Source organism: Taklimakanibacter albus, from assembly GCF_016595235.1.
Lineage (GTDB): Bacteria > Pseudomonadota > Alphaproteobacteria > Rhizobiales > Aestuariivirgaceae > Taklimakanibacter > Taklimakanibacter albus.
Window position 1 is genome coordinate 1,065,168 of sequence record NZ_JAENHL010000008.1, and the last position, 20,140, is coordinate 1,085,307.

21 protein-coding genes are annotated in these 20,140 nt (G+C 63.1%); 11 read left to right on the forward strand and 10 right to left on the reverse strand.

Annotation, left to right across the window (positions count from 1 at the left end):
• Nucleotides 1-36: 36 nt before the first annotated feature.
• The 5 genes from JHL16_RS28055 to JHL16_RS28075 all read left to right on the forward strand — a co-directional run bounded on the left by JHL16_RS28055 (nucleotide 37) and on the right by JHL16_RS28075 (nucleotide 4,618).
• Nucleotides 37-816, forward strand: coding sequence for an SDR family oxidoreductase (locus JHL16_RS28055; RefSeq protein WP_200188188.1), 780 nt, complete (start codon nucleotides 37-39; stop codon nucleotides 814-816).
• Nucleotides 817-831: 15 nt separating this feature from the next.
• On the forward strand, nucleotides 832-1,962 hold the full coding sequence (locus JHL16_RS28060) for a pyridoxal phosphate-dependent aminotransferase (protein WP_200188189.1): 1,131 nt from the start codon (nucleotides 832-834) through the stop codon (nucleotides 1,960-1,962).
• 9 nt (nucleotides 1,963-1,971) lie between these two features.
• Entirely contained in the window at nucleotides 1,972-2,850 is an 879-nt protein-coding gene (locus tag JHL16_RS28065) for an alpha/beta fold hydrolase (RefSeq protein WP_200188190.1), read from the forward strand.
• Nucleotide 2,851: 1 nt separating this feature from the next.
• Nucleotides 2,852-4,093, forward strand: a complete 1,242-nt coding sequence (locus tag JHL16_RS28070) for a Zn-dependent hydrolase (RefSeq protein ID WP_200188191.1) — start codon at nucleotides 2,852-2,854, stop codon at nucleotides 4,091-4,093.
• 87 nt (nucleotides 4,094-4,180) lie between these two features.
• The gene (locus tag JHL16_RS28075; RefSeq protein ID WP_246771190.1) at nucleotides 4,181-4,618 is read left to right on the forward strand and encodes a GNAT family N-acetyltransferase; all 438 of its coding nucleotides are present in this window, start codon (nucleotides 4,181-4,183) and stop codon (nucleotides 4,616-4,618) included.
• Between the two features lie 24 nt (nucleotides 4,619-4,642).
• On the opposite strand, the gene JHL16_RS28080 is transcribed toward JHL16_RS28075, so the two are convergent.
• Nucleotides 4,643-5,788 carry a DNA alkylation repair protein gene (locus JHL16_RS28080; protein ID WP_210346099.1) on the reverse strand — a complete coding sequence of 382 codons (1,146 nt, stop codon included), beginning with the start codon at nucleotides 5,786-5,788 and terminating at the stop codon, nucleotides 4,643-4,645.
• Between the two features lie 106 nt (nucleotides 5,789-5,894).
• On the opposite strand from JHL16_RS28080, the gene JHL16_RS28085 reads away from it, so the two are divergent.
• Nucleotides 5,895-6,332 carry a VOC family protein gene (locus tag JHL16_RS28085; protein WP_200188194.1) on the forward strand — a complete coding sequence of 146 codons (438 nt, stop codon included), beginning with the start codon at nucleotides 5,895-5,897 and terminating at the stop codon, nucleotides 6,330-6,332.
• Nucleotides 6,333-6,363: 31 nt separating this feature from the next.
• On the opposite strand, the gene cml is transcribed toward JHL16_RS28085, so the two are convergent.
• Nucleotides 6,364-7,542, reverse strand: a complete 1,179-nt coding sequence (gene cml / locus JHL16_RS28090) for a CmlA/FloR family chloramphenicol efflux MFS transporter (protein ID WP_200188195.1) — start codon at nucleotides 7,540-7,542, stop codon at nucleotides 6,364-6,366.
• A 481-nt stretch (nucleotides 7,543-8,023) separates the two neighbouring features.
• Between cml and JHL16_RS28095 the strand changes: the two genes are divergently transcribed.
• Entirely contained in the window at nucleotides 8,024-9,184 is a 1,161-nt protein-coding gene (locus JHL16_RS28095) for a GGDEF domain-containing protein (RefSeq protein ID WP_200188196.1), read from the forward strand.
• A gap of 2 nt (nucleotides 9,185-9,186) precedes the next feature.
• Here JHL16_RS28095 and JHL16_RS28100 read toward each other — a convergent pair whose 3' ends face one another.
• Nucleotides 9,187-9,921, reverse strand: a complete 735-nt coding sequence (locus JHL16_RS28100; RefSeq protein WP_200188197.1) for a dienelactone hydrolase family protein — start codon at nucleotides 9,919-9,921, stop codon at nucleotides 9,187-9,189.
• A 72-nt stretch (nucleotides 9,922-9,993) separates the two neighbouring features.
• Nucleotides 9,994-11,016, reverse strand: a complete 1,023-nt coding sequence (locus JHL16_RS28105; RefSeq protein ID WP_200188198.1) for an amino acid ABC transporter substrate-binding protein — start codon at nucleotides 11,014-11,016, stop codon at nucleotides 9,994-9,996.
• 272 nt (nucleotides 11,017-11,288) lie between these two features.
• Here JHL16_RS28105 and JHL16_RS28110 point away from each other — a divergent pair, with 272 nt between their 5' ends.
• The gene (locus tag JHL16_RS28110) at nucleotides 11,289-12,020 is read left to right on the forward strand and encodes an IclR family transcriptional regulator (protein WP_200188199.1); all 732 of its coding nucleotides are present in this window, start codon (nucleotides 11,289-11,291) and stop codon (nucleotides 12,018-12,020) included.
• On the opposite strand, the gene JHL16_RS28115 is transcribed toward JHL16_RS28110, so the two are convergent.
• Entirely contained in the window at nucleotides 12,021-13,631 is a 1,611-nt protein-coding gene (locus JHL16_RS28115; protein ID WP_200188200.1) for an MFS transporter, read from the reverse strand. It abuts the gene before it with no gap.
• A 142-nt stretch (nucleotides 13,632-13,773) separates the two neighbouring features.
• Nucleotides 13,774-14,988 carry an MFS transporter gene (locus JHL16_RS28120; protein WP_200188201.1) on the reverse strand — a complete coding sequence of 405 codons (1,215 nt, stop codon included), beginning with the start codon at nucleotides 14,986-14,988 and terminating at the stop codon, nucleotides 13,774-13,776.
• 130 nt (nucleotides 14,989-15,118) lie between these two features.
• Here JHL16_RS28120 and JHL16_RS28125 point away from each other — a divergent pair, with 130 nt between their 5' ends.
• Genes JHL16_RS28125 through JHL16_RS28135 form a run of 3 tightly spaced genes read left to right on the forward strand, consistent with a single transcriptional unit; the run spans nucleotide 15,119 to nucleotide 16,571 of the window.
• The gene (locus tag JHL16_RS28125) at nucleotides 15,119-15,460 is read left to right on the forward strand and encodes an ArsR/SmtB family transcription factor (RefSeq protein WP_200188202.1); all 342 of its coding nucleotides are present in this window, start codon (nucleotides 15,119-15,121) and stop codon (nucleotides 15,458-15,460) included.
• Nucleotides 15,460-15,936, forward strand: coding sequence for an SRPBCC family protein (locus tag JHL16_RS28130; protein ID WP_200188203.1), 477 nt, complete (start codon nucleotides 15,460-15,462; stop codon nucleotides 15,934-15,936). Before JHL16_RS28125 ends, JHL16_RS28130 begins: the two co-directional genes overlap by 1 nt.
• A gap of 11 nt (nucleotides 15,937-15,947) precedes the next feature.
• Nucleotides 15,948-16,571: a dihydrofolate reductase family protein gene (locus JHL16_RS28135; RefSeq protein ID WP_200188204.1), complete on the forward strand. Its 624-nt coding sequence runs from the start codon at nucleotides 15,948-15,950 to the stop codon at nucleotides 16,569-16,571.
• Here the strand turns inward: JHL16_RS28135 and JHL16_RS28140 are convergent.
• The 4 genes from JHL16_RS28140 to JHL16_RS28155 are packed head-to-tail and all read right to left on the reverse strand — an operon-like array spanning nucleotide 16,568 to nucleotide 20,134.
• A complete protein-coding gene (locus tag JHL16_RS28140) occupies nucleotides 16,568-17,317 on the reverse strand; it encodes an ABC transporter ATP-binding protein (protein ID WP_200188205.1) in 750 nt (249 codons plus the stop codon). The two genes, JHL16_RS28135 and JHL16_RS28140, sit on opposite strands and share 4 nt — an antisense overlap.
• Complete coding sequence (locus tag JHL16_RS28145) at nucleotides 17,314-18,300, reverse strand: ABC transporter ATP-binding protein (RefSeq protein WP_200188206.1); 987 nt, start codon at nucleotides 18,298-18,300, stop codon at nucleotides 17,314-17,316. The genes JHL16_RS28140 and JHL16_RS28145 overlap by 4 nt, the downstream gene beginning before the upstream one ends.
• The gene (locus JHL16_RS28150; RefSeq protein ID WP_200188207.1) at nucleotides 18,297-19,178 is read right to left on the reverse strand and encodes an ABC transporter permease; all 882 of its coding nucleotides are present in this window, start codon (nucleotides 19,176-19,178) and stop codon (nucleotides 18,297-18,299) included. Before JHL16_RS28150 ends, JHL16_RS28145 begins: the two co-directional genes overlap by 4 nt.
• Complete coding sequence (locus JHL16_RS28155) at nucleotides 19,175-20,134, reverse strand: ABC transporter permease (protein WP_200188208.1); 960 nt, start codon at nucleotides 20,132-20,134, stop codon at nucleotides 19,175-19,177. Before JHL16_RS28155 ends, JHL16_RS28150 begins: the two co-directional genes overlap by 4 nt.
• Nucleotides 20,135-20,140: the final 6 nt, after the last annotated feature.

A 20,140-nucleotide genomic window follows, 5' to 3' on the forward strand; every position in this document is an offset into this window, starting at 1 on the left:
AAACAGGGCAGAGCAACTGCCTATTGGAGTACACATATGAATCTCGACCTCACCGGCAAAACCGCCCTCATCACCGGCGCATCGAAAGGCATCGGCCTGGCGCTCGCGCATGTCATGGCCAAGGAAGGCTGCCACCTGCATCTCGCCGCCCGCAATGGCGAAGCGATGCTGGCGGCAAAAAAAGAGATCGAGGCGACGCACAAAGTGTCAGTCACGGTGCATGCGCTCGATCTGTCGAGCACCGAAGCGATGGAGAAGCTCGCCAAGGATGCCGGCGAGATCGACATCCTCATCAACAACGCCGGCGACATTCCGGCGGGTTCGCTCGAAATCGTCGATGACGAGGCCTGGCGCAAGGGTTTCGACCTCAAGGTGTTCGGCTACATCACCCTCGCCCGCGCTTTCTACAAGAAGATGAAGGGCAAGGACGGCGTCATCCTCAATGTCATCGGCAATTCCGGTGAGAACTGGGATGCGAGCTATATCGCCGGCAGCACCGGCAATGCGGCGCTGATGTCCTTCACCAAGGCGCTCGGCGGTGCCAGCCTCAATGACGGCATTCGCGTCGTCGGCGTCAATCCAGGCCCAGTCGCCACCGACCGCATGCTCAAGATCATGAAACGCAAGGCGACCGACATGCTGGGCGATGAAGGCCGCTGGGAAGAGCTGTTCGACAAATATCCGGGCAAGCGCCCGGCTACCGCCGAGGAAGTGGCCGATCTCTGCGCGTTCCTGTCTTCGCCGCGGGCCGGCTACATCACCGGCGCCATCGTCACGATCGACGGCGGCATCGCATCGCGTGGCTCGGTCATCTGAAGGCGAATTTGTACGATGAGCACTCTCAACAGCCGCAACAAATATTTCGACGAGCTCTTTGCGACCGAAGGGCTCCTGTGGATGGGCCAGAACACCAACCACATCCCGGCCCATCCGGCGGTGAAGCAGGCGATGATCGATTCCATCACCGCCCTCGAATTCAACGCCTATGCGCCGCCGCTCGGCTTCGAGAGCCTGCGCCAGGCGATCGTCACCGATCTGGGCCTCACCGGCGTCGAGGCGGTCGTCACCGAGGGCGGCGTCAATGCGCTCGCCACGATCTGCCGCGCCCGTTGCCGGCCGGGCAAGACGCTCGTCACCACCGATCCGACCTGGAAATGGCCGGGCCTGTTCGCCCGCCAGCAGGGTGCCGAAGTCATCGAGCTGCCGATCTATGATGCCGCCACGCAGTACAGACTGACGCCGGAAGCGCTGGAGGAGGCCGTCGATGCGCGGACCGCGATCATCTATATCGTCGATCCGAACAACCCGCTCGGCATCTGCTATTCCAAAACCGAGATCGAGGCTTTCGTGAAGATCGCCCAGCGGCATGGCGCCCTCCTCGTCCATGACTGCACCTATCGCGATTTCGCCGATGGCCACTATCCGGCGCTCAATGTCTCGACCGACAATGTCGTTTTGTCGATGAGCTTCTCCAAATGGCTGGGGCTTGCGGGCCTGCGTATCGGCGCTTTCGTGGCCAAGCCTGAGCTTGCGGCGGAGATCGCCTCCTTCTCGACCGGCGTGCTCGGCGGCAGCGTGATCGCGCAGCGCGCCGCGATCGCCGGCCTCACGGTCAAGAAGGAATGGATGGGGGAGGTTCGCCGGATCAACAAGGCGAACCAAGACAAGCTCAAAAGTGCGGTGGAAGCGCAAGGATTCACGGTTCCGGTCTCCCCCTCGCATGGCAATTTCCTGGTGATCGAGACACTCGCCGCCGGTGTGCGGCCGGAGGCTCTGGTCGCGGCGGCCAAACGCGAAGGCATCATGATCCGCCAGGGCACCTATCACACCGAACGTTTCGGCGACCGGTTCATCAAGGTCAGCACCACCGTGCCACCCGAATGGGTCGACACGTTGTGCGCCAAGCTGCCGGCGCTCGTCGCCACTGCCCGGACGCTCAACGACGTCGATGCGCAATTCTGAGGAGGTTCCATGCTGATCAAGACGAAAGACGGCCTGAACCTCCATCTCGAGGAGGCCGGTGACGGCAAGCCGGTTCTGTTCATCCATGAATTCGGCGGCAACCATCAGAGCTGGGAGCCGCAGATGCGCTTCTTCGCCCGCCGCTATCGCTGCATTACTTATGCAGCGCGGGGCTATGCGCCCTCCGACATTCCCTCTTCAGTCGAGGCCTATTCGCAGAAGATCGCGGTCGAGGATGCGCTGGCGGTGCTGGACGGACTCGGCATCGACAAGGCTCACATCGTCGGCCTGTCGATGGGCGGCTTCACTACCGTGCATTTCGGGCTGATGGCGCCGGAGCGGGCGCTGTCGCTCACGGTCGCCGGCGCCGGTTATGGCTGCGAAAAGGAATTCGAGGAGTATTTCCGTACCGTCTCGCTCGAAGTGGCGCGTAATTTCGAGACCAAGGGAGCCAAGGAATTCTCCAAGGTCTATGCGCTCGGTGCCAGCCGGGTGCAGTATCAGAACAAGGACCCGCGTGGCTGGCGTGAATTCGCCGACCGCCTCGCCACCCATTCCGATACCGGCGCGGCGATGACGATGCGGGGCGTCCAGGCGCGAAGGCCTTCCTTCTACGATCTCGAGGACCAGCTCAAGGCCATGGACGTGCCGACGCTGGTGATCGCCGGCGATGAGGACGATCATTGCCTGCAGCCCGGCATCTTCCTCAAGAAGACCATCCCGGCCTGCGGCCTCTCGGTGTTCCCCAAGACCGGGCATACGCTCAATCTCGAGGAACCGGCCTGGTTCAACGCGCTCCTCGCCGAATTCTTCGCGCAAGTGGAAGCCGGCAAATGGCAGAAGCGTGATCCGCGCGCCATGCCGAGCCAGATCATGCGGACGGACTGACATGGCCGCCCCGTCGATCGATGCCGACCGTCTGTGGAACAGGCTGATGCGCCTGGCGGAGATCGGCGCCACGCCGAAAGGCGGCGTCGACCGGCAGGCGCTGAGCGAGGGAGAAACAGAGGCGTGGCGTCTCGTCATCGACTGGGCACACAAAGCCGGCCTCGTCGCGCAAACAGATCCGGCCGCCAATCTGTTCCTCGTCTGGGAAGGCCGCGACCGAACGCTCCCGCCCCTGATGGCGGGCAGCCATCTCGACAGCCAGCCGACCGGTGGCAAGTTCGACGGCGCCTTCGGCGTCATGGCGGCGCTCGAAGCGGTGATCACACTTGCCGCAGCGGGTTTGAGGCCCGAACGCGACATCATCGTCGTCGCCTGGATGAATGAGGAAGGCTCGCGTTTCGCACCCGGCATGATGGGATCGGAAGCCTTTGCCGGCGTGCGCCCGATCGAGACGATCCATGCCGTGAAGGACGCGAAGGGCATCAGCACCGGCGCCGAGATCGACCGGCAACTGGCCGCTTTTCCTAATCTCGCGAGGCGTCCGCTCGGCTTTCCGCTCTTCGCTTATATCGAGCCGCATATTGAGCAGCACACGCTGCTCGAACAGGCAGAAATGACGATCGGCATCGTCACCGGCATTCAGGGCAAGAAAACCTATGAGGTCAAGATCGAAGGGACCAAGGGTCATGCCGGCACGCTCTCGATGCGTGACAGACGTGACGCCGTCGTCGCCTTTGCCGAAGTCATGTCACGGCTCCAGGCGCAAATAGGCCGCCACGATCACATCAAGTTCACTGTCGGCCAGTTGCTGGTCGAGCCCAATGCGCCCTCGATCGTGCCGGAGCGGGTGCGCTTCCGCATCGACCTTCGCCACCCCGATAATGCGGTTCTGGACAGATGCGGGGAGTTCGTCGAGCGGATCTGCATCGCGGCGGCCAAGCCCTGTAACGCCAACGTGACCCCGCTGGTCTCCGCGGCGTCCAATGATTTCGACGCAGGCCTGCAGGAACTGATCGCCCGAAGTGCCGGGCAGCGGGGTTTCCCGGCGATGCCGGTCCTTTCCTATGCCGGACACGACGCGCGCCAGATGGCACCGCTCTGCCCGAGCGCAATGATCTTCATTCCCTGCCGCGACGGCGTCAGTCATGATGAAAGCGAGTGGGCTGAACCGCAGCATGTCGCGGCTGGCGCGCAAGTGCTCTGCGATGTTCTCGCGGTTCTCTGCAGGGAAGTCCTGCCCTAGACCCGGGCCGGCAAATGCGCTCCAATCGTTGCCATGAGCAAACCAGCATCTGCGGCAATCACCGTTCGGCGTCTGGCCGAAACGGAGATGGATCAGGCCGCACGAGTCCTGCGGCTATCCTTTGATGCCCAATATCCCTGGCTGAGCGGCCTCCACACGCCCGACGAGGATCGATATTTCTTTCGTGAGATCCTCTATCCGAGCTGCCAGATATGGGGCGCCATCGCTCAGGACCTCATCGGCATCATCGCCTTCCGGCCGGGCATGATCGAACAGCTCTATGTGCTGCCGGACTGTCAAGGACGGGGCGCCGGCAGCGCCCTGCTCGCTGTGGCGATGTCGCAATCGGATGAACTGGAGCTCTGGACATTCCAACGGAATGCCCGTGCGCGTCGTTTCTATGAAGCGAAAGGCTTCGTGGCGACGAAGAAGACCGATGGCAGCGAAAATGAAGAGCGTGAGCCAGACGTCCTCTATAGATGGGAAAGGCGGGCCGGCGCGTCAGGGATAGACGTCAAGGGATAGTCAATCGACGCATCGTCAGGCGGGCTACCGCCCCGACCGGACATCGAACTCGGTCAGCGGATGAGCGACGCCATTGACCAGCAGATCGATGCGGTGACGGCCCGGATAATGTTTCCGGGTCGTCATATCGGCGAAGGAGATTGTGCTCGTCAGGGGCAGCTCGGCAGCGGGCGGCAATTCGATGCGGCGCAACTTGAACACTTTCGGACGTGTGTCGCCATTCGCCTTCACGAAATGCACGGCATAGTCGATGAGCAGATCCTGCGGTCCCTTGCCCGTGCTGGCGATGGTGAAGGAGAAACGCAGTTTGTCGCCGACTTTCACGCGGCCAGGCGCCAGCGTCACATCGGCGATGCGGATATCCGGCCTCGCGCCAACGCCCAGTAACGCCAGTGCGCCCGCATGGCCGCTCTTCACCAGCGAACGCAGCGCATGCTGCACGATCCATTGCCGGTCCGGCGCGGCGCCGACCAGCCATTGCCGGCAAAGGTCGACGAGAAGATCGGGATGATCCTTGCCGATATCGTTCAGATTGTTGGCGACGGAACGCTGGACATACCGTTCGGGATCGTCCTTCAGGCGCTCGAGCACGGCGATCACCGGGCGCGGATCAGCCTGAAAGGCCGGCAGGCGCGACGCCCAGGGCAGCCGCGGCCGTGTTCCCTCCGAGGCCAGACGGCGGATATGGACATTGCCGTCGCGCGTCCAGTCGAGAAGACGCGCATAGGTGGCTTCCGGATATTTCGTCAGATAGGCCCGGATACTGAATTCGGCGGAGAACCATTGCGTGAGCTCATATTGGGCGCGCATCGCCGTTTCGAAGTCATCTATCCCGTATTTCTGCACGAAACACAGATGCGGCATGTAGCGCAGAGGCGATAGGCCCGTCTCCGCGTCCGACTTAGGTCCGAGCGAGGCCAGCAGAATGTCGACTGCGGTGGCGAAAGGACGCGGCAGATGGGCATCGAGCGCATCGGCAATCTGCCAGGCGCGCGCAACGAGGGCGAGATCGTCCAGCCCCGTGAGACACGCTTTGACGAAGGGGCCTGAACGAAAGGCCGGAAGAACGCGCTTGATTTCGCCGGCCAGCGCGCGAATCGCCGCTTCGCCCAGAATATGCTTGAGCTCTTCCGCCATCTGTCCCCGCGTTCCTTCAACGACAACAGACACTATCTCATCTGATGTCAGAATTTGACAGCAGCCTTGGAGAATCTGGGCCCGTTGTTGTGCCAGACTACAGTCTGTAGATTGGAACGCCCCTTTGGAGATTGGAAACATGGCGCTCAAGCGGATGGACAATGTCGGAATCGTCGTCGAAGACCTCGCAGGGGCGATTGATTTCTTTCGCGAGCTCGGCCTCGAGCTCGAAGGGCGGGCCACGATCGAGGAAGAATGGGCCGGACGAGTCACTGGACTGGGCGATCAGCATGTCGAGATTGCCATGATGCGCACACCGGACGGCCACAGCCAGCTCGAGCTCTCCCGTTTCCTCAGGCCGCCTGTCGTCGCCGATCACCGGAACGCCCCGGTCAACGCCCTAGGCTACCTGCGCGTCATGTTCACCGTGGACGACATCGACGAGACGCTTGCAAGGCTCCGCAAACGCGGCGCGCAGGTCGTCGGCGATGTCGTCCAGTACAAGAACGCGTATCGGCTCTGCTACATCCGGGGACCCGAAGGGCTTCTCATCGGACTTGCCCAGGAACTCAGCTGAGCTCCTGCGCGGCGGCGGGAGCGGTCTCTCATCACCGCCGCCGCAGAGCCGCAAGTGTCGCCAGCGCCATGCCGGCCGCGTAGACCGCAAGCGGCCAGGCCGTGTCACCCTTCAGCAGCACCACCGCCGCGGTGCCCACGAGGCCGACGATCAGGCTCTGGATGCAGAAATAGAGGGCCACCGCCGTTCCGGCGACGTCGCCAAACTCGGCCAGTGCGCCATCCGCCGTGACCGAAGCCGTCATCACGATGCCGAGGGCGATGATCCACATCGGCGGCATGAAGCTCCAGAAGGAGGGCGACAGGAAGAGTTCACCGAGAACGAGAAGCGCCGAGCCCAGAAGCAGCAATGCCATTCCCCGGCGGGCGCAGCCGTCGACACCCCATTTCTTCACAGCCACTGACACGAAGCGTGTGGCCGCGATCATCACCAGGGCCGCCGTCGCGAAGGCCAGGCTGAAGGCGAATTCGCTGAGGCCGGCCCGCATGATGAGGAAACGCGGCGCGGTCGAGAAGAAGACGAAGAACGACCCCATCGCGGCGCTGAAGGCCAGCGTATAGGCCCAGAAGGCGCCGCTCCGCACGATGCGCCGTAAAACGCCCTTCCGTTTCGTCGCCTGCAACGGCGCGGTCTCCGGCCAACGCATCGAGGCCCATGCCACGGCGATCATCGCGGGGGCTCCCAAGGCGATGAAGAGTCCCCGCCAGCCGAACCACTCGGCGATCAGAGCGCCGAGCACCGGCCCCAGAGCGGGAACGAAAGCCAGCATGGCATTCAAATAGCCGTAGATCACCACACTTTCCGGCCGATCGGCATAGGCATCGCGCACCGTGGCGAACAGCCCTACCAGCATCGCCGAGGCGCCGATCGCCTGCGTGACACGCAGACCGAGAAAGAACGGGGCCGAGCTGGTGGCGGCGAGAAGCAAAGACGACGACGCGAAGAGCAGCGCCCCGCCGAGCAGCACGGGACGCCGCCCGATCCGGTCGGAGAGTGGCCCAAAGGCGATCTGGCCTACGCCGAGCAGGATCATATAGAGGCTCAAAGTGAGCTGGATCACCGCAGGCGTGGTGGCGAGAATGCCCGGCATCGCGGGGACGACGGGCAGATAGATGTCCATGGCGAGCGAGGCCAGGATGTTGAAGGGCGCCAGCAGCAGCAAAGCGGCCGGCAGGGCGTAGGCCCAGTTCTGGTGAACAGGAGAAGACACGAGCAGAAACTCCGCGCAAAAAGGATTTGGCGGCGCTCTGGTTCACATTAATCTGCGCATCAGATGATCCGAAAACCGCTTCGCACTTTTCGGTCCGATGCGTCTGCACATCAGATGATCCGAAAACCGCTTCGCACTTTTCGGTCCGATGCGTCTGCACATCAGATGGCCCGAAAACCGCTTCGCACTTTTCGGTCTGATGCGTCTAAAATTTTAATGATGACCGAGACAGACGCCGCAACAACATTCAATCGTCGTTGCGGCTTACTTGGCTGCTGACTTGGCGCCTTCCATTGCAGTCTCCGGTCTATCGGCAAACTTGTTTTCAGGGCGCCGGATATCATCTCCAGCCTGATGCCGCAAGCGGTTGCAAGGCTGGCGCGCGCCGCGCAACAGGTGACAGCGGGGAGGATTTTCGGATATGGGCTGTGCACGGACCGCCCGCGCCACCACAGGAAATTCCAGAGGCCTTTCAGCGAGAATGGACCCCAGTACCGTCTTCATCACCATCTCGCTGATCATGTATGCCAATGGCGGTGTTCTGGGCCTCATCCACCGCGATCTCCCGGCAACACTCAGGCCTTCGGCGAAAAGCTGGCAGACCGGCACGCTGCTGATCGCGCTGGGCTGCACGATCTTCGCCTTTCCGACCGTCCTGCCGATGCCCGTGACGGTCGTCCTCGCAAATGGGCTGTTCCTGCTGGGGCTCACCGCCTATCTCTGGTCGCTGCAGAAATTCTTCGGGATGCGCCACAAGCCCCTGCTTCTGCTGCCGGCGGGCCTCGCCATTCTCGGCGTCTTCTGGTTCTCGGCCTTTCATCCCAATACGGAAGTCCGGATCCTGATCATATCGGCGGCATGGCTTTGGCTGATGGTGGCGTCGGTGATGACCCTCACCACCAAGCTCCATCCCGAATGGGCGCTCAGCCGCAAGATGCTGCTTTCGATCTTCGTCGCGGTGCTGGCATTCACCGCGGCGCGCGCGCTCTATTATGCGCAACTCAGGATCGCGCCGGACTTCAGCATCACCGGTAACGCGCATTGGCTCAATCTCGCGACGCCGATATTCATGACCCTGCTCCCGGTCATCGGCACGACGGCTTTCGCCCTGATGTGCTCCGACCGCATCCGCCGGCAATGGGAGCATGCCGCCTCGACCGACCATCTGACCGGCCTGCCCAACCGGCGCACCTTGACCGATGCCGGCAATGAGTGTTTCGCCAAAGCCGCGGGTCAGGGCCCGGGCTTCGCGGTGGCGGTTCTCGACATCGACAGGTTCAAGGCCATCAACGACACATATGGCCATGCGGACGGCGACAATGCGCTCATCCATGTCGCCTTCCGCCTGAAGGTCGAGACGCGCAAGGGCGACTTCATCGCCCGCTCCGGCGGCGAGGAATTTGTGGTGTTGCTCGGCGACCTGCAGCCCGCCGGCGCCGAGGCGACCGCCGAACGGCTGCGCCTGGCGGTGGAGCAGGACATGTTCAGCATCGGCGACGACATGGTGCCGCTCACCATCTCCATCGGTGTCGCATTGTACAATGCCGATGACCGGAACTTCACCGAAACACTGCGGCGCGCCGACAAGGCGCTCTATCTCGCCAAGTCACAAGGGCGGAACCGGGTCGAGCTGGCGGTGTGAACTCAGGCTAGCGTCTCCGCGTAAAGTTGCGTCACCGTCCGCCAGTGGCGTTGGGCGGCGGCTTCGTCATAGACCGGCGTGTCGCTGAGCACCCAGCCGTGCTTGGCGGGATAGGTCTCGATCAGATGGTCGACGCCTGCTTCGGTCAAGGCCTTGTCGAGGCGTGCCTTCATCTCGTCGGGAAAGGATCCGTCCTCGATGGCGCCGGCGACATAGACGCGCGCCTTGATTTTCGGAGCCAGAAGATGCGGGCTGTCGGGTGCGTCGGTGGCGAGCCGGCCGCCGTGATAGGACGCCGCGGCGGCGATACGATCGGGATAAGTACCGGCGGCAGTCAAAGACAGGAGCCCGCCGAGACAATAACCGGTCGTGCCGATCCGGCCCTTTTTCGCATCCGGCTCATGCGCGAGGAAGTCGAGAAAGGCGCTGGTGTCGGACATGATATTGGCGGGCGTCGCCAGCGAGAAAAATTTCTCCATCAGCACCTTGCGTTCCTCGGGGACCGAAAAGACGGTGTGCGGATTCATCGGCGCATAAGGGCCGGAGCGGTAATAGAGATCCGGCAGCAGGACGAAATAGCCGTAAGCGGCGAGCCGCTCGCCGATCTCAAGCATGGCGGGACGGATTCCGACGCCATCCATGAAAACGAGTACTGCCGGCCAAGGGCCGATACCATCCGGACGGTAAACATAGCTGGGACAGGTTCCGTCGCGGGTCTGAATGTCGATGCGCTGCATGGAACGATCATAGCACGTGTTCCCGCCCGGACGAGCTCATCCGGACGGGAAAATCGACGTCAGGCAAATGGCTCAGAAGGGCGGCGAGAGCAGCACGCCGCCCTTGTTCCACAGCGCGTTGGGCGTGTTTTCGCGCGGCAGGCCGAGCGGTGTCACATTGCGCTGATAGCTTTCGTCATAATTGCCGACCTGCTTGACGATCTGGTAGCTCCAGTCATTCGGCAGCTTGAGCAATTTGCCGATATCACCCTCGAGACCGAGCAGACGGCGCACCGGCGGATTGCCGTCGCTCTTGGCCTTCATCTCATCGACATTCTGCGAGGTGACGCCGAGCTCGTCGGCGGTGAGCGTGGCATACAACACCCAGCGCACGACATCGCCCCATTCGGAATCGCCCTGGCGCACCCAGGGGCCGTTGGGCTCCTTCGAGATCGTGTCGGGCAGGATGTCGACGGCCTTGGGATCGGCGAGCTCGGTGCGGATGGCGGCGAGGATCGCCTTGTCGGAGCTGATCACGTCACAGGCGCCGGCATCGAAAGCCTCGCGCACCTGCGGCTCGGTATCGAAGCTCACCGGCTTATAGGTAAGATTGTTCTTGGCGAAATAGGCAGCGAGATTAGGCTCGGTCGTGGTGCCGGACGGCATGCAGATGGTGGCGCCGTTCAGGTCCTTGACGGACTTCGCGTCGAGCGACTTGCGGACGAGGAAGCCCTGGCCGTCGATGAAATTGTAATAGCTGAAATCGATGCCGAGCGAGGCGTCGCGGGTCAGCGTGTTGGTGGCGCTGCGGGCCAGCACATCCACCTCACCCGCCGCCAAAGCGGTGAAACGCTCGACCAGGGTCAAGGGCACGAACTCGACCTTCTCACGGTCGCCGAAGATCGCCGCCGCGATGGCATAGCAGAAATCGGCATCGAGCCCCTGCATCTTGCCATTGCTGTCGGGGGTGGAGAAACCCGGCGTCGAGCCGGAGGTGCCGCAGATCAGCTTGCCGCGCTGCTTGACCTCATCCAGGGTCCCCGCCTCAGCGACGGCGCCGATGCCGACCGCCAGCGACAGGCCGAGCATCCAAGCCAATGATTTTCGCAATGTCATGCCATCCTCCTTTGAGGGACGCCTGGATGGCCTCCCAATTTCTTATCAAATTATCGTTTTTTGATAATTTATTGATATTCTTGGAAAGCACTATTGCAAAAAAGCGAAAACACGCTGACCGTTTGTCAAGCACAGGTATTTGGTTGAAACCATCAGCTTCCGACTTCTCATTTTTCGATAATTACCGCCTCTCCTACCTGCAATAAGGCTAGGAAAAGCGCTGGTCACACGGCAAGATCGCCCGGAATCAGACGTGATGCGGATGAGGGTTTATGTCGGGGCTCAGCAGATTTCTCAGCGTTCTCAGGTGCTTCACGGAAGCCAAGGCGAACTGGACGGTGCCGGAGCTGGCGGAAGCCATTGGCGTTCCGGCCAGCACGGTCTATCGCACCGTGCGGGAACTGGTGGCGCAGGGCTTTCTCGAGCCTTCGACCGAAGCGCATTACCGGCTGGGTTCCGCTTTCATCGAATTCGACCGCATGATCCGCCTGACCGATCCCCTGGTCAAAGTCGGAAGCCCCCTGCTGCGCGACCTTGTTGCGGAGGTGCGCCACCCATGCGTCGCGGTGCTGGCCAGACTCTATGGCGACCGGGTGATCTGCGCCGCCGATGAGCGTTATGACGGCGCCGAGCTTCCCACCAGCTATGAGCGTGGGCGGCCGATGCCGCTAACCCGTGGCGCCACGTCCAAGACCATCCTGTCGCAGCTTCCCGGCCGGCGGTTGAAGAAGCTGCTCGCCGATGCCGATGCCGACGCGCCCGCCAAGCTCAGCGGCGAGCTTGCCGCCATCCGCAAGCGCGGCCATTGCATCACACGCGGAGAGGTCGACAAGGGGCTCGTCGGCATCGCGGTGCCGGTTTCGAATTCGGAGCTCGCCATTTCAGCGAGCCTCAGCCTGGTCGTGAGCGACGCAACGTTGGACGAAAGGCTCGAAAGGCGCCTGGTGCTGCTGCTCGTCTCCGCCGCCGATCTTTTGAGCCAGGCGCTCCGCCGCCTCGCTTGATCAGGGCTGGTCGATGACTTCTTTCGGCGCCGCGCTGAAATCGGCATTGGCGGTCGAACGCTCGATGAGGCGGCGCGCCTTGGGCGGCTCGGCGCCGCGATGCAATTTGCGGATCTTCTCGCCGACGGCCTCATCGGCCTGCGTGACGCGCTGGAACAAACGCACATAATCGGCCCAGGTCGGCACATTGTACATTTCGGTCCAGAGCTGCGGATTCTGCACATCGCGAAAAAGCGCCCAGTTTCGGGCGCCGTCGCGGCGGCGGATGCGGCGGCGCTCGGCCATGGCGTCGAGAAACTCGCGCACATCCTCCTCGCGGATCAGATAATCGACCATGATGCGGAACGGCCCGCTGCGCGCCTTCAGATCGAGCGCCAGGCTCGGCTCGCGCCAGCGGTCGAGCGGGTCGAGATTGAGCTCGTCCTTGCTCGGCATGGCGAACCAGCGAAATCCCATGACCAGCCCGAACAACGCACCACCCGCCGCGATCAGAAGGGCGGTAGCGGAACCATGCTCCTCGGCGATCAGGCCCCAGACCCAGCTGCCGAGCGCCATGCCGCCGAACGTCGCCGTCTGATAGAGGGAAAGAATGCGTCCTACCACCCAGCGCGGGGTCGAGAGCTGCAGAGTGATGTTGAAGAGCGACAAGGTGATCACCCAGCTCGCCCCGCCCAGCGACAAGGCGAGAAGGGTGAGCCAGGGATAAGGGCTCAAGGCGGCGGTGGCCTGGCAGACGGCGAATCCCAAAAAGCCCAGGCGCACGCAGCTCTCCTTGGAGAGCAGCTCGCGCAGCTTGCCGCTGGCCAGCGCGCCGCCGACGGCGCCCATGCCGAACGCACCGAACAGAAGGCCATAGAGAAGCGCATCGCCATTGAGCAGGTCACGGGCGATGAGCGGCAGCAAAGCGAGCGTCGCGATGGTGGCGAAGCCGAAGACCAGAGCCCGGCTCATCACCCGGGCGATATTGGGCGACATCGCGAGATAACGCAGGCCCGCCGACATCGCCGCGCCCATCGACTCACGCGGCAGCTTGCTCTGCGGGAGCGCCGGCTTCCAGCGGGCGAGCACCGTGATGAGCGCCAGATAGCTCAGCGCGTTGATGGTGAAAGCGGTGACGGCGCCCGCCGCCGCGACGATGATGCCGCCGAGCGCCGGTCCGACGCTTCGGCAGAGATTGTAATTCATGCTGTTGAGCGTCACGGCGGCCGGAATATCCGCTCTCGGGACCATGTCGCCAACCGCGGCGCCCCAGGCCGGGTTGTTCAACGCGTTGCCGCAGCCGAGCAGGAATGTGTAGGTGAGCAGCAGCCAGGGCGTCATGGTGCCGGTGAAGGCCGACACCGCCAGCATCACCGAAACGACGAGCATGAAACATTGCGCGACCAGCATCACCTTGCGGCGGCCGAAATTGTCGGCAATGGCGCCGGAGGGGATGGAGAACAGCATGATCGGCAGCGCCAGCGACGCCTGGACCAGCGCCACCATGTCGACCGAAGTGGCGATCGCCGTCATCATCCAGGCGGCGCCGACATTCTGGATGAGAGAGCCCAGATTGGACACGAAGCTCGCGATCCAGACGGCCCTGAAGACCGGTTGCTGGAGCGGCGCCATGGATGAAGGCTGACTAGGCAAGAAAACAGGCCGATGAAATTGTGCTGATATCCCGGATTAGCCTACAATGAAGACCTGCAACTATCGGGCAAGCGTCCGCCCATTTCAAGGGCGCTTCATGCCAACATGGCTTCCATGCGTCTCATGAGGCCGTGGCTTGCCCCTCGAGCTTGAGGCGTGGGATCGGCGGGAAGGCCAAGGCGATCGCGACGGCGCCGAGCGCCAGAGCGGCCGAACCGATATAGAGCCAGCGATACTCACCGAAGCTGTCGAAGATCCAGCCGCCACCCAAGGGCCCAAGCGCCATGCCGAGGCTCGACATCATCGTCGCCGCGCCGAATACGGAGCCCATGATGTGCTGGCCGAAATATTCGCGCGCCAGCACGGCGTAAAGCGGCATCACGCCGCCATAGGCGGTGCCGAACACGATGGCGAGCAGATAGAATTCGCCAAGCTGGCTGACGACGAGATAGGCGGCAATGGCGAGCGATTGCACGAAGAGCCCGAGGACGAGGATCAGCTTGACGCCATAGCGGTCGGCCAGCACGCCGAGCAGCAGGCGGCCGCCGAGGCCGGCGAGGCCTTCGACGCTGTAGATGCTCACCGCCGCCAAAGTCGACATGCCGCACAACATGGCATAGCTCATCATGTGGAAGATCGGCCCCGAATGCGCGGCGCAGCACAGGAAGAAGGTGCCCGCCAGCACGATGAATTGCGGTGAGGCCAAGGCCTTGCCTAGAGAACTGCCGGCCTCGCCTGGCTGGGCATTGGTCGCGGCGGGCGCGGCTTCGCCTTGCGGCGCCCGGCGCACGAAAAGCGCCGCCGGAATGAGCAGGATCCAGGCGCCGATACCGATCACCGCCATGGCGGTGCGCCAGTCATAGGTGGAGATCAGCCAGCCGGCGAAAGGCGAGACGGTCAAGGGAGCGACGCCCATGCCGGCCGAGACCAGCGAGACGGCAAGGCCGCGCTGGGTGTCGAACCAGCCGGTGACCGTGGCGATCATTGGGGCAAAGAAGGCGCCGGCGGCGAGGCCGACGATCACGCCATAAGAAAGCTGGAAGGCGATGAGGCTCGTGGCGAGGCTCGCCAGAACCAGGCCGGCGCCCAAAAGAACAGCACCGGCGAGCACGACGATGCGCGGACCGAAGCGATCGCTCACGGCACCCCAGGCGAAACCGGCAACACCCATGACCAGGAAGTCGAGCGTCATCGCGCTCGATATGCCGGCCCTGCTCCAGCCGCTGGTTTCGGACATGGGCTCAAGGAAGACAGCCAACGAAAACATGGCGCCGATGGCCACGCAGGTCATCAAGGCGCCCAAAGCGACGATCACCCAGCGATAGGACTGCGCCATGGCTGTTCCCTCCCTAATATAAAGTCCGTACCGACTCTTCAGGGCAAAACATACCCACTAGTTGGTATGAGTCAATCAATTTCCATCACTTAGCTCTTGCGCTAAGTATCGACCGATGATACTTAGCCTTATGGATTACCATTCTGAGACACTGACCCCGATCTTCCAAGCCCTCGCCGATCCGACACGCCGCGCCGTGATCGGGCGCCTGGGGCAAGGGCCCGCCAGCATCAGCGACCTGGCGCAGCCCTTCGACATGGCGCTGCCCTCCTTCATGAAACACATCCGGTTTCTGGAGGAGAGCGGGCTCATCAACACCCATAAGCATGGCCGCATCCGCACCTGCACCCTCGAAAGGAAACCTTTTCAGATGGTCGAAGCCTGGCTGGCGCAGCAGCGCGCGTTGTGGGAGGGCCGCACCGACCGGCTCGAACAATTCGTCCTCGCTCAACACGCAAAGGAAACAGAGTAATGACCGTTGTCTTCGATCCCGAACGGGATCTCACCGTGACGCGCATCATCAAGGCGCCGCGCGCCGCCGTCTGGCGCGCCTGGACGACACCCAAAAGCCTCGAGCAATGGTGGCTCCCCGCCCCTGCCAAATGCCAGGTGGTCAAGCTCGATCTCAGGCCGGGCGGCGCCTTCGAGACACGCATGAGCGAAGACGGCGGCGCCTTCATGCCGCATGTGACGGCCTGCTTCCTCTCCGTCGAGGATCAGTCGCGCATCGTCTTCACCGATACGCTGACAGGCGGCTGGCGGCCGGGCGATCAGCCCTTCATGACGGCGATCATCACGATGAAGGACCATACGCAAGGCACCGACTATGCGGCTTTCGCGATGCACAGGAGCAGCGCCGAGCGCAAGAAGCACGAGGAGCTGGGCTTTCATGACGGCTGGGGCACTGTGACGGAACAGCTCGCCCGGCTCGTCGAGCAGAGCCGGTAGCGGGAAAGCAGATGCGCAAGATCGTGTTCCAGATGATGGCGACGTTAAATGGCCGCCTCGATCAGCCCTATGAGTGGCTCCACAGCGTCTGCGAGGGCCAGTATCGGAGAATTGACCAGATCTACTCGACCTATGACACCGTGCTCGTGGGACGCGTGACCTATGAAGAGATGGCGGCCTATTGGCCGACAGCGCTTTCGGAAACCGAAGGCACTGAGACAAATCGCAAGATGGCGCGCCGGATGCGCGATTACCGCAAGCTGGTGTTTTCGCGGCGGAAAGGCCAGGCGCTGACCGGCTGGCAAAATGTCGAGCACGTCATCGCGGCAGACGACAAGGCGCTACGAGATTTTCTCAGCGATCTGAAAGAGCAGCCGGGCGGAAATATCCATCTATCCGGCGGGGCGAGCTTCGCGCAATCTGTCATCGGCCTCGGTCTGATCGATGAGTATCATTTCTTTCTCTATCCGGCCGTTTCATCCGGCTCCGTCTGGTTCGAGCGATGGCCGGGCGATCACGGCCTAAAGCTCATCGCCAGAGAATCTTACGAGAATGGCGTCGTCTGGCTGCATTATGCGGCACAACCTCGCGAGACGAAACCGCAGCCCGACAGTTTCACGGAACTGCTGAGCTAGGAAGTGGCCGGCCAGGAATTGAGAAGCTCGCGCGTATAGGCATGCTGCGGCCGCGCGAAGACCGCATTCGCCTCGCCCTGTTCGACGATACGGCCGGACTGCATGACGGCGACCCGGTCGGCGATGAGCCGCACCACCGCCAGATTGTGGGTGATGATCAGCAGTGTAATCTCCTCCGTCCGGCGGAGCTCCTGCAGCAAATTGAGCAACTCGCCCTGGACGGAAACATCGAGCCCCGCGGTCGGCTCATCGGCGGCGAGGATCCGCGGCCGCATGAGCAAGGCACGGGCAATCGCGGCGCGGCGCGCCTGTCCGCCGCTGATCTGATGCGGATATTTGTCGAGGATCGCGCGCGGAAGCCCAAGCCGCCGCAAGATTTCATCGAGGCGCTGGCGCAGCGCATCGCGCGGTTCGCCCAGCACCTTCGCCACTTCGTCCATCAGCACGCCGATGCGGCAGCGCGGCGACAGGGCGGCGGCAGGATCCTGGAAGATCGGCTGGATGACCCGCGCCCGTCGGCGCGTCTCGGCAAGCGATCCGCCGAAACGTTCGCCCATGAGCCGGATCTCGCCCCGTCTTACGTCCTGAAGCCCGAGTGCGGCGCGCAGCAGCGTCGTCTTGCCGGAGCCCGACTCGCCGACGACGCCGAATGTCGTACTTGCGGGGACATCGAGCGACAGATCGTCGATGACCGTCACCGGACCAAAGCCGATGCTGACGCCGGATATAGAGACGGCAGTCGTCATGATGCGCCGATCCTCAGGCAGCGCGCCTTGTGCCGCCCTTCTTCGTCGAGCCGGACGGCCGACGGGACGGTGACAGCGCAGTCAGCAACCGCCCGATCACAGCGCGCGGCGAAGACGCAGCCCGATACCGGTCTCCTCAGATCCGGAAGCTCGCCACCTATGACCTTGAAGCTGTTCGCCATTGCGGGCTCCCGACGCGGCTGGTCGATCGCCACCTCGCAATCGAGCAGCAGGCGGGAATAAGGATGCCCAGGCCGGCGCTGGATCGCGCGGGCCGGCCCCTGCTCCAGCATCTCACCGGCATAGAGAACGGCCATGTCGTCACAATATTTGGTCACCAAACCGAGGCTGTGGGTGATCAGCAGGACCGAGCAGTTGAGCTCGTCGCGCAGGGCGCAGATCTCGCGCATGACCGAGGCCTCGACAGTGACGTCGAGCGCCGTCGTCGGCTCATCGGCAATGAGCAGGACCGGCTTTGCCAGAAGTGCCATGGCGATCACCACACGCTGGCGCATGCCGCCGCTGAGCTCATGCGGATACTGATCGAGACGCCGGCGCGGATCGGTGAGCTTGACCTTGGCCAGCGCCTCTTCCGCCATGGCACGGCGGCGTCCGGCGCTTTCGCCAGGCGCCGCCACCCGCAATATCTCGATGAGATGCGCGCCGATGGTGAAGACGGGATTGAGCGACAGCAGCGGGTCCTGGAAGATCATCGCCAGGCCATGGCCGCGCAGCGGCGCCGTGGCGTTCTTCGTCAGGTCGTAGCTCCGACCGCCGATTTGCATGTCGCCGGATATGATGCGCGCATTGGCCTGCAGCAGTCCCATGAGCGCGAAAGCGACGGTGGACTTGCCGCTGCCGGATTCGCCGACGAGCCCCAGCATCTTCCCCGGCGGGATCACGAAGGATACGTCGCGCACGGCATGCAGGTCTGGTCCGTGGCCCCGGTAGTCGACGGAAAGATTGCTGACGGCGACACTCATGCGCGGCCCTCGACATCGGTAGCGGATTTCGGGTCGAGGATATCGCGGAAGGTTTCGGCGAGGAGCGTCGATCCCAAGGTGGCGAGAGCGAGCGTGCCGGCCGCGCCAATGGTCGGCCACCAGGATTCGCTCATATAGATGAAACCATCCTTGATCAGCGTGCCGAGCGAAGAGGCCGGCGGCTGCACGCCCAAGCCCAGGAAGGACAGTCCCGCCTCGAAGGTGATCACGACAGGAATATTCATGCCGGCGAGAACGATCAGGGGACCCGCGATATTGGGAAGAATATGGCGCAGCACGATCACCATCGGATGCACGCCCAGAAGGCGCTCCGCCTCGACGAAGCTCTGATGCCGCAAGGCTTGTGCGCGGGCGCGCGCGAGTCGGCCGAATTGCGGCAGGAAGATGAGAATGGCGAGGATGACGAAGGTCTGCCGTCCGGTGCCGTAAAGCGCCACGAGGGAGAAAGCGAGGATCAAGGCCGGAAAGGCGCTCAGCGTGTCGAATATCGCCGTCACGATCCAATCGAGCCAGCGGCCGAACAGGCCCGCCGCCGTGCCGATCACCGCGCCCAGAAAGGCCGACGCAGCCACGATGAGGAGCGCCAGCGTCAGAGCCGATCGCGTCCCCGCCGATATGCGAGCGGTCAGATCGCGACCGAGATTGTCGGTTCCCAGCCAATGCGCGAGGCTCGGCGCCGCCAGCCTTTGCGGAATGTCGATACGATTGGGATCAGCGCCGAGAATGAGCCCCGACAACGCCAGCAGCAGCACGAGGCCCATGAACAGAAGACCGAGGCGGCCATTGCGATCACGCCAGATGCGACGCCATCTTGCCGGTGACGGCTTGTCAGAGATGTCTGCCGCCACCGCCTTCATGCCTGCCGCCCTTCGCGCAAAGCACGCGCGATCCGGGGATCAAGCCGGCTGTTGATCAGGTCGACCGCCATATTGGCCAGGATATAGATGAGAACGATGATCAGCACGGCCGCCTGCACGACGGGATAGTTGCGCACCGCGATCGAATTGAAGATCAGGCTGCCGATGCCTGGGCGGGCAAAGATCAGCTCGGCAAAGACGGCACTGCCGATGAGATCGCCCAGCCCAATCCCCAAGATCGAGACGAGCGGCACCAAGGCAAGGCGCAAGGCGTAGATGCCGGCGATACGCCATTCCGGTACGCCATAGGCGCGCAAAGTGCGGATGTGATGCTCGGTCAAGGTCTCCAGCAGCGCGGCACGCACCAGCCGCGCAATATAACCGATCCACCCCAGCGCGAGCGCTGTCGCCGGAAGGACGAGATGTGCCAGCTGGTCGAGTACATCACCGCTGTCACCCACGCCCGCGACCGGGAACCAGTGCAGAGCGCGCGAGAAGAGGAGCAGCAGAACGATGGATACGACGAGGCTCGGCGTCGAGACGAAGGCGACCGACAGCAGGCCGAGCAGACTGTCGGCCCAGGATCCCCGCGACTTCGCGGCGATCAGTCCCAGAAGGATGCCGAAGACCAGACTGAGGAAAAGTGCGGTCCCGGCAAGAATGAGCGTATTGGGCAGAACTTCGGCGACGATGTCGAAGATCGGGCGACGCGATATGACATCCTCGCCGAAATCGCCCCTGACGACGCGCGTCAGGAACAGCCAGAGTTGCGTGAAGATGTTCTGGTCGAGGCCCATCTCCGCAACGATCCGCGCCCGCAATTCCGGCGTCGCGCGCGGCCCCAGCATGATCGAGGCCATGTCGCCCGGCACCGATCGGACGAGCACGAAGAGCATCAACATCACGCAAGCGATGGTGAAGAGCGCGGCTTGGGCGCGGCGAAGCAAGAAGGCCATGGCGCT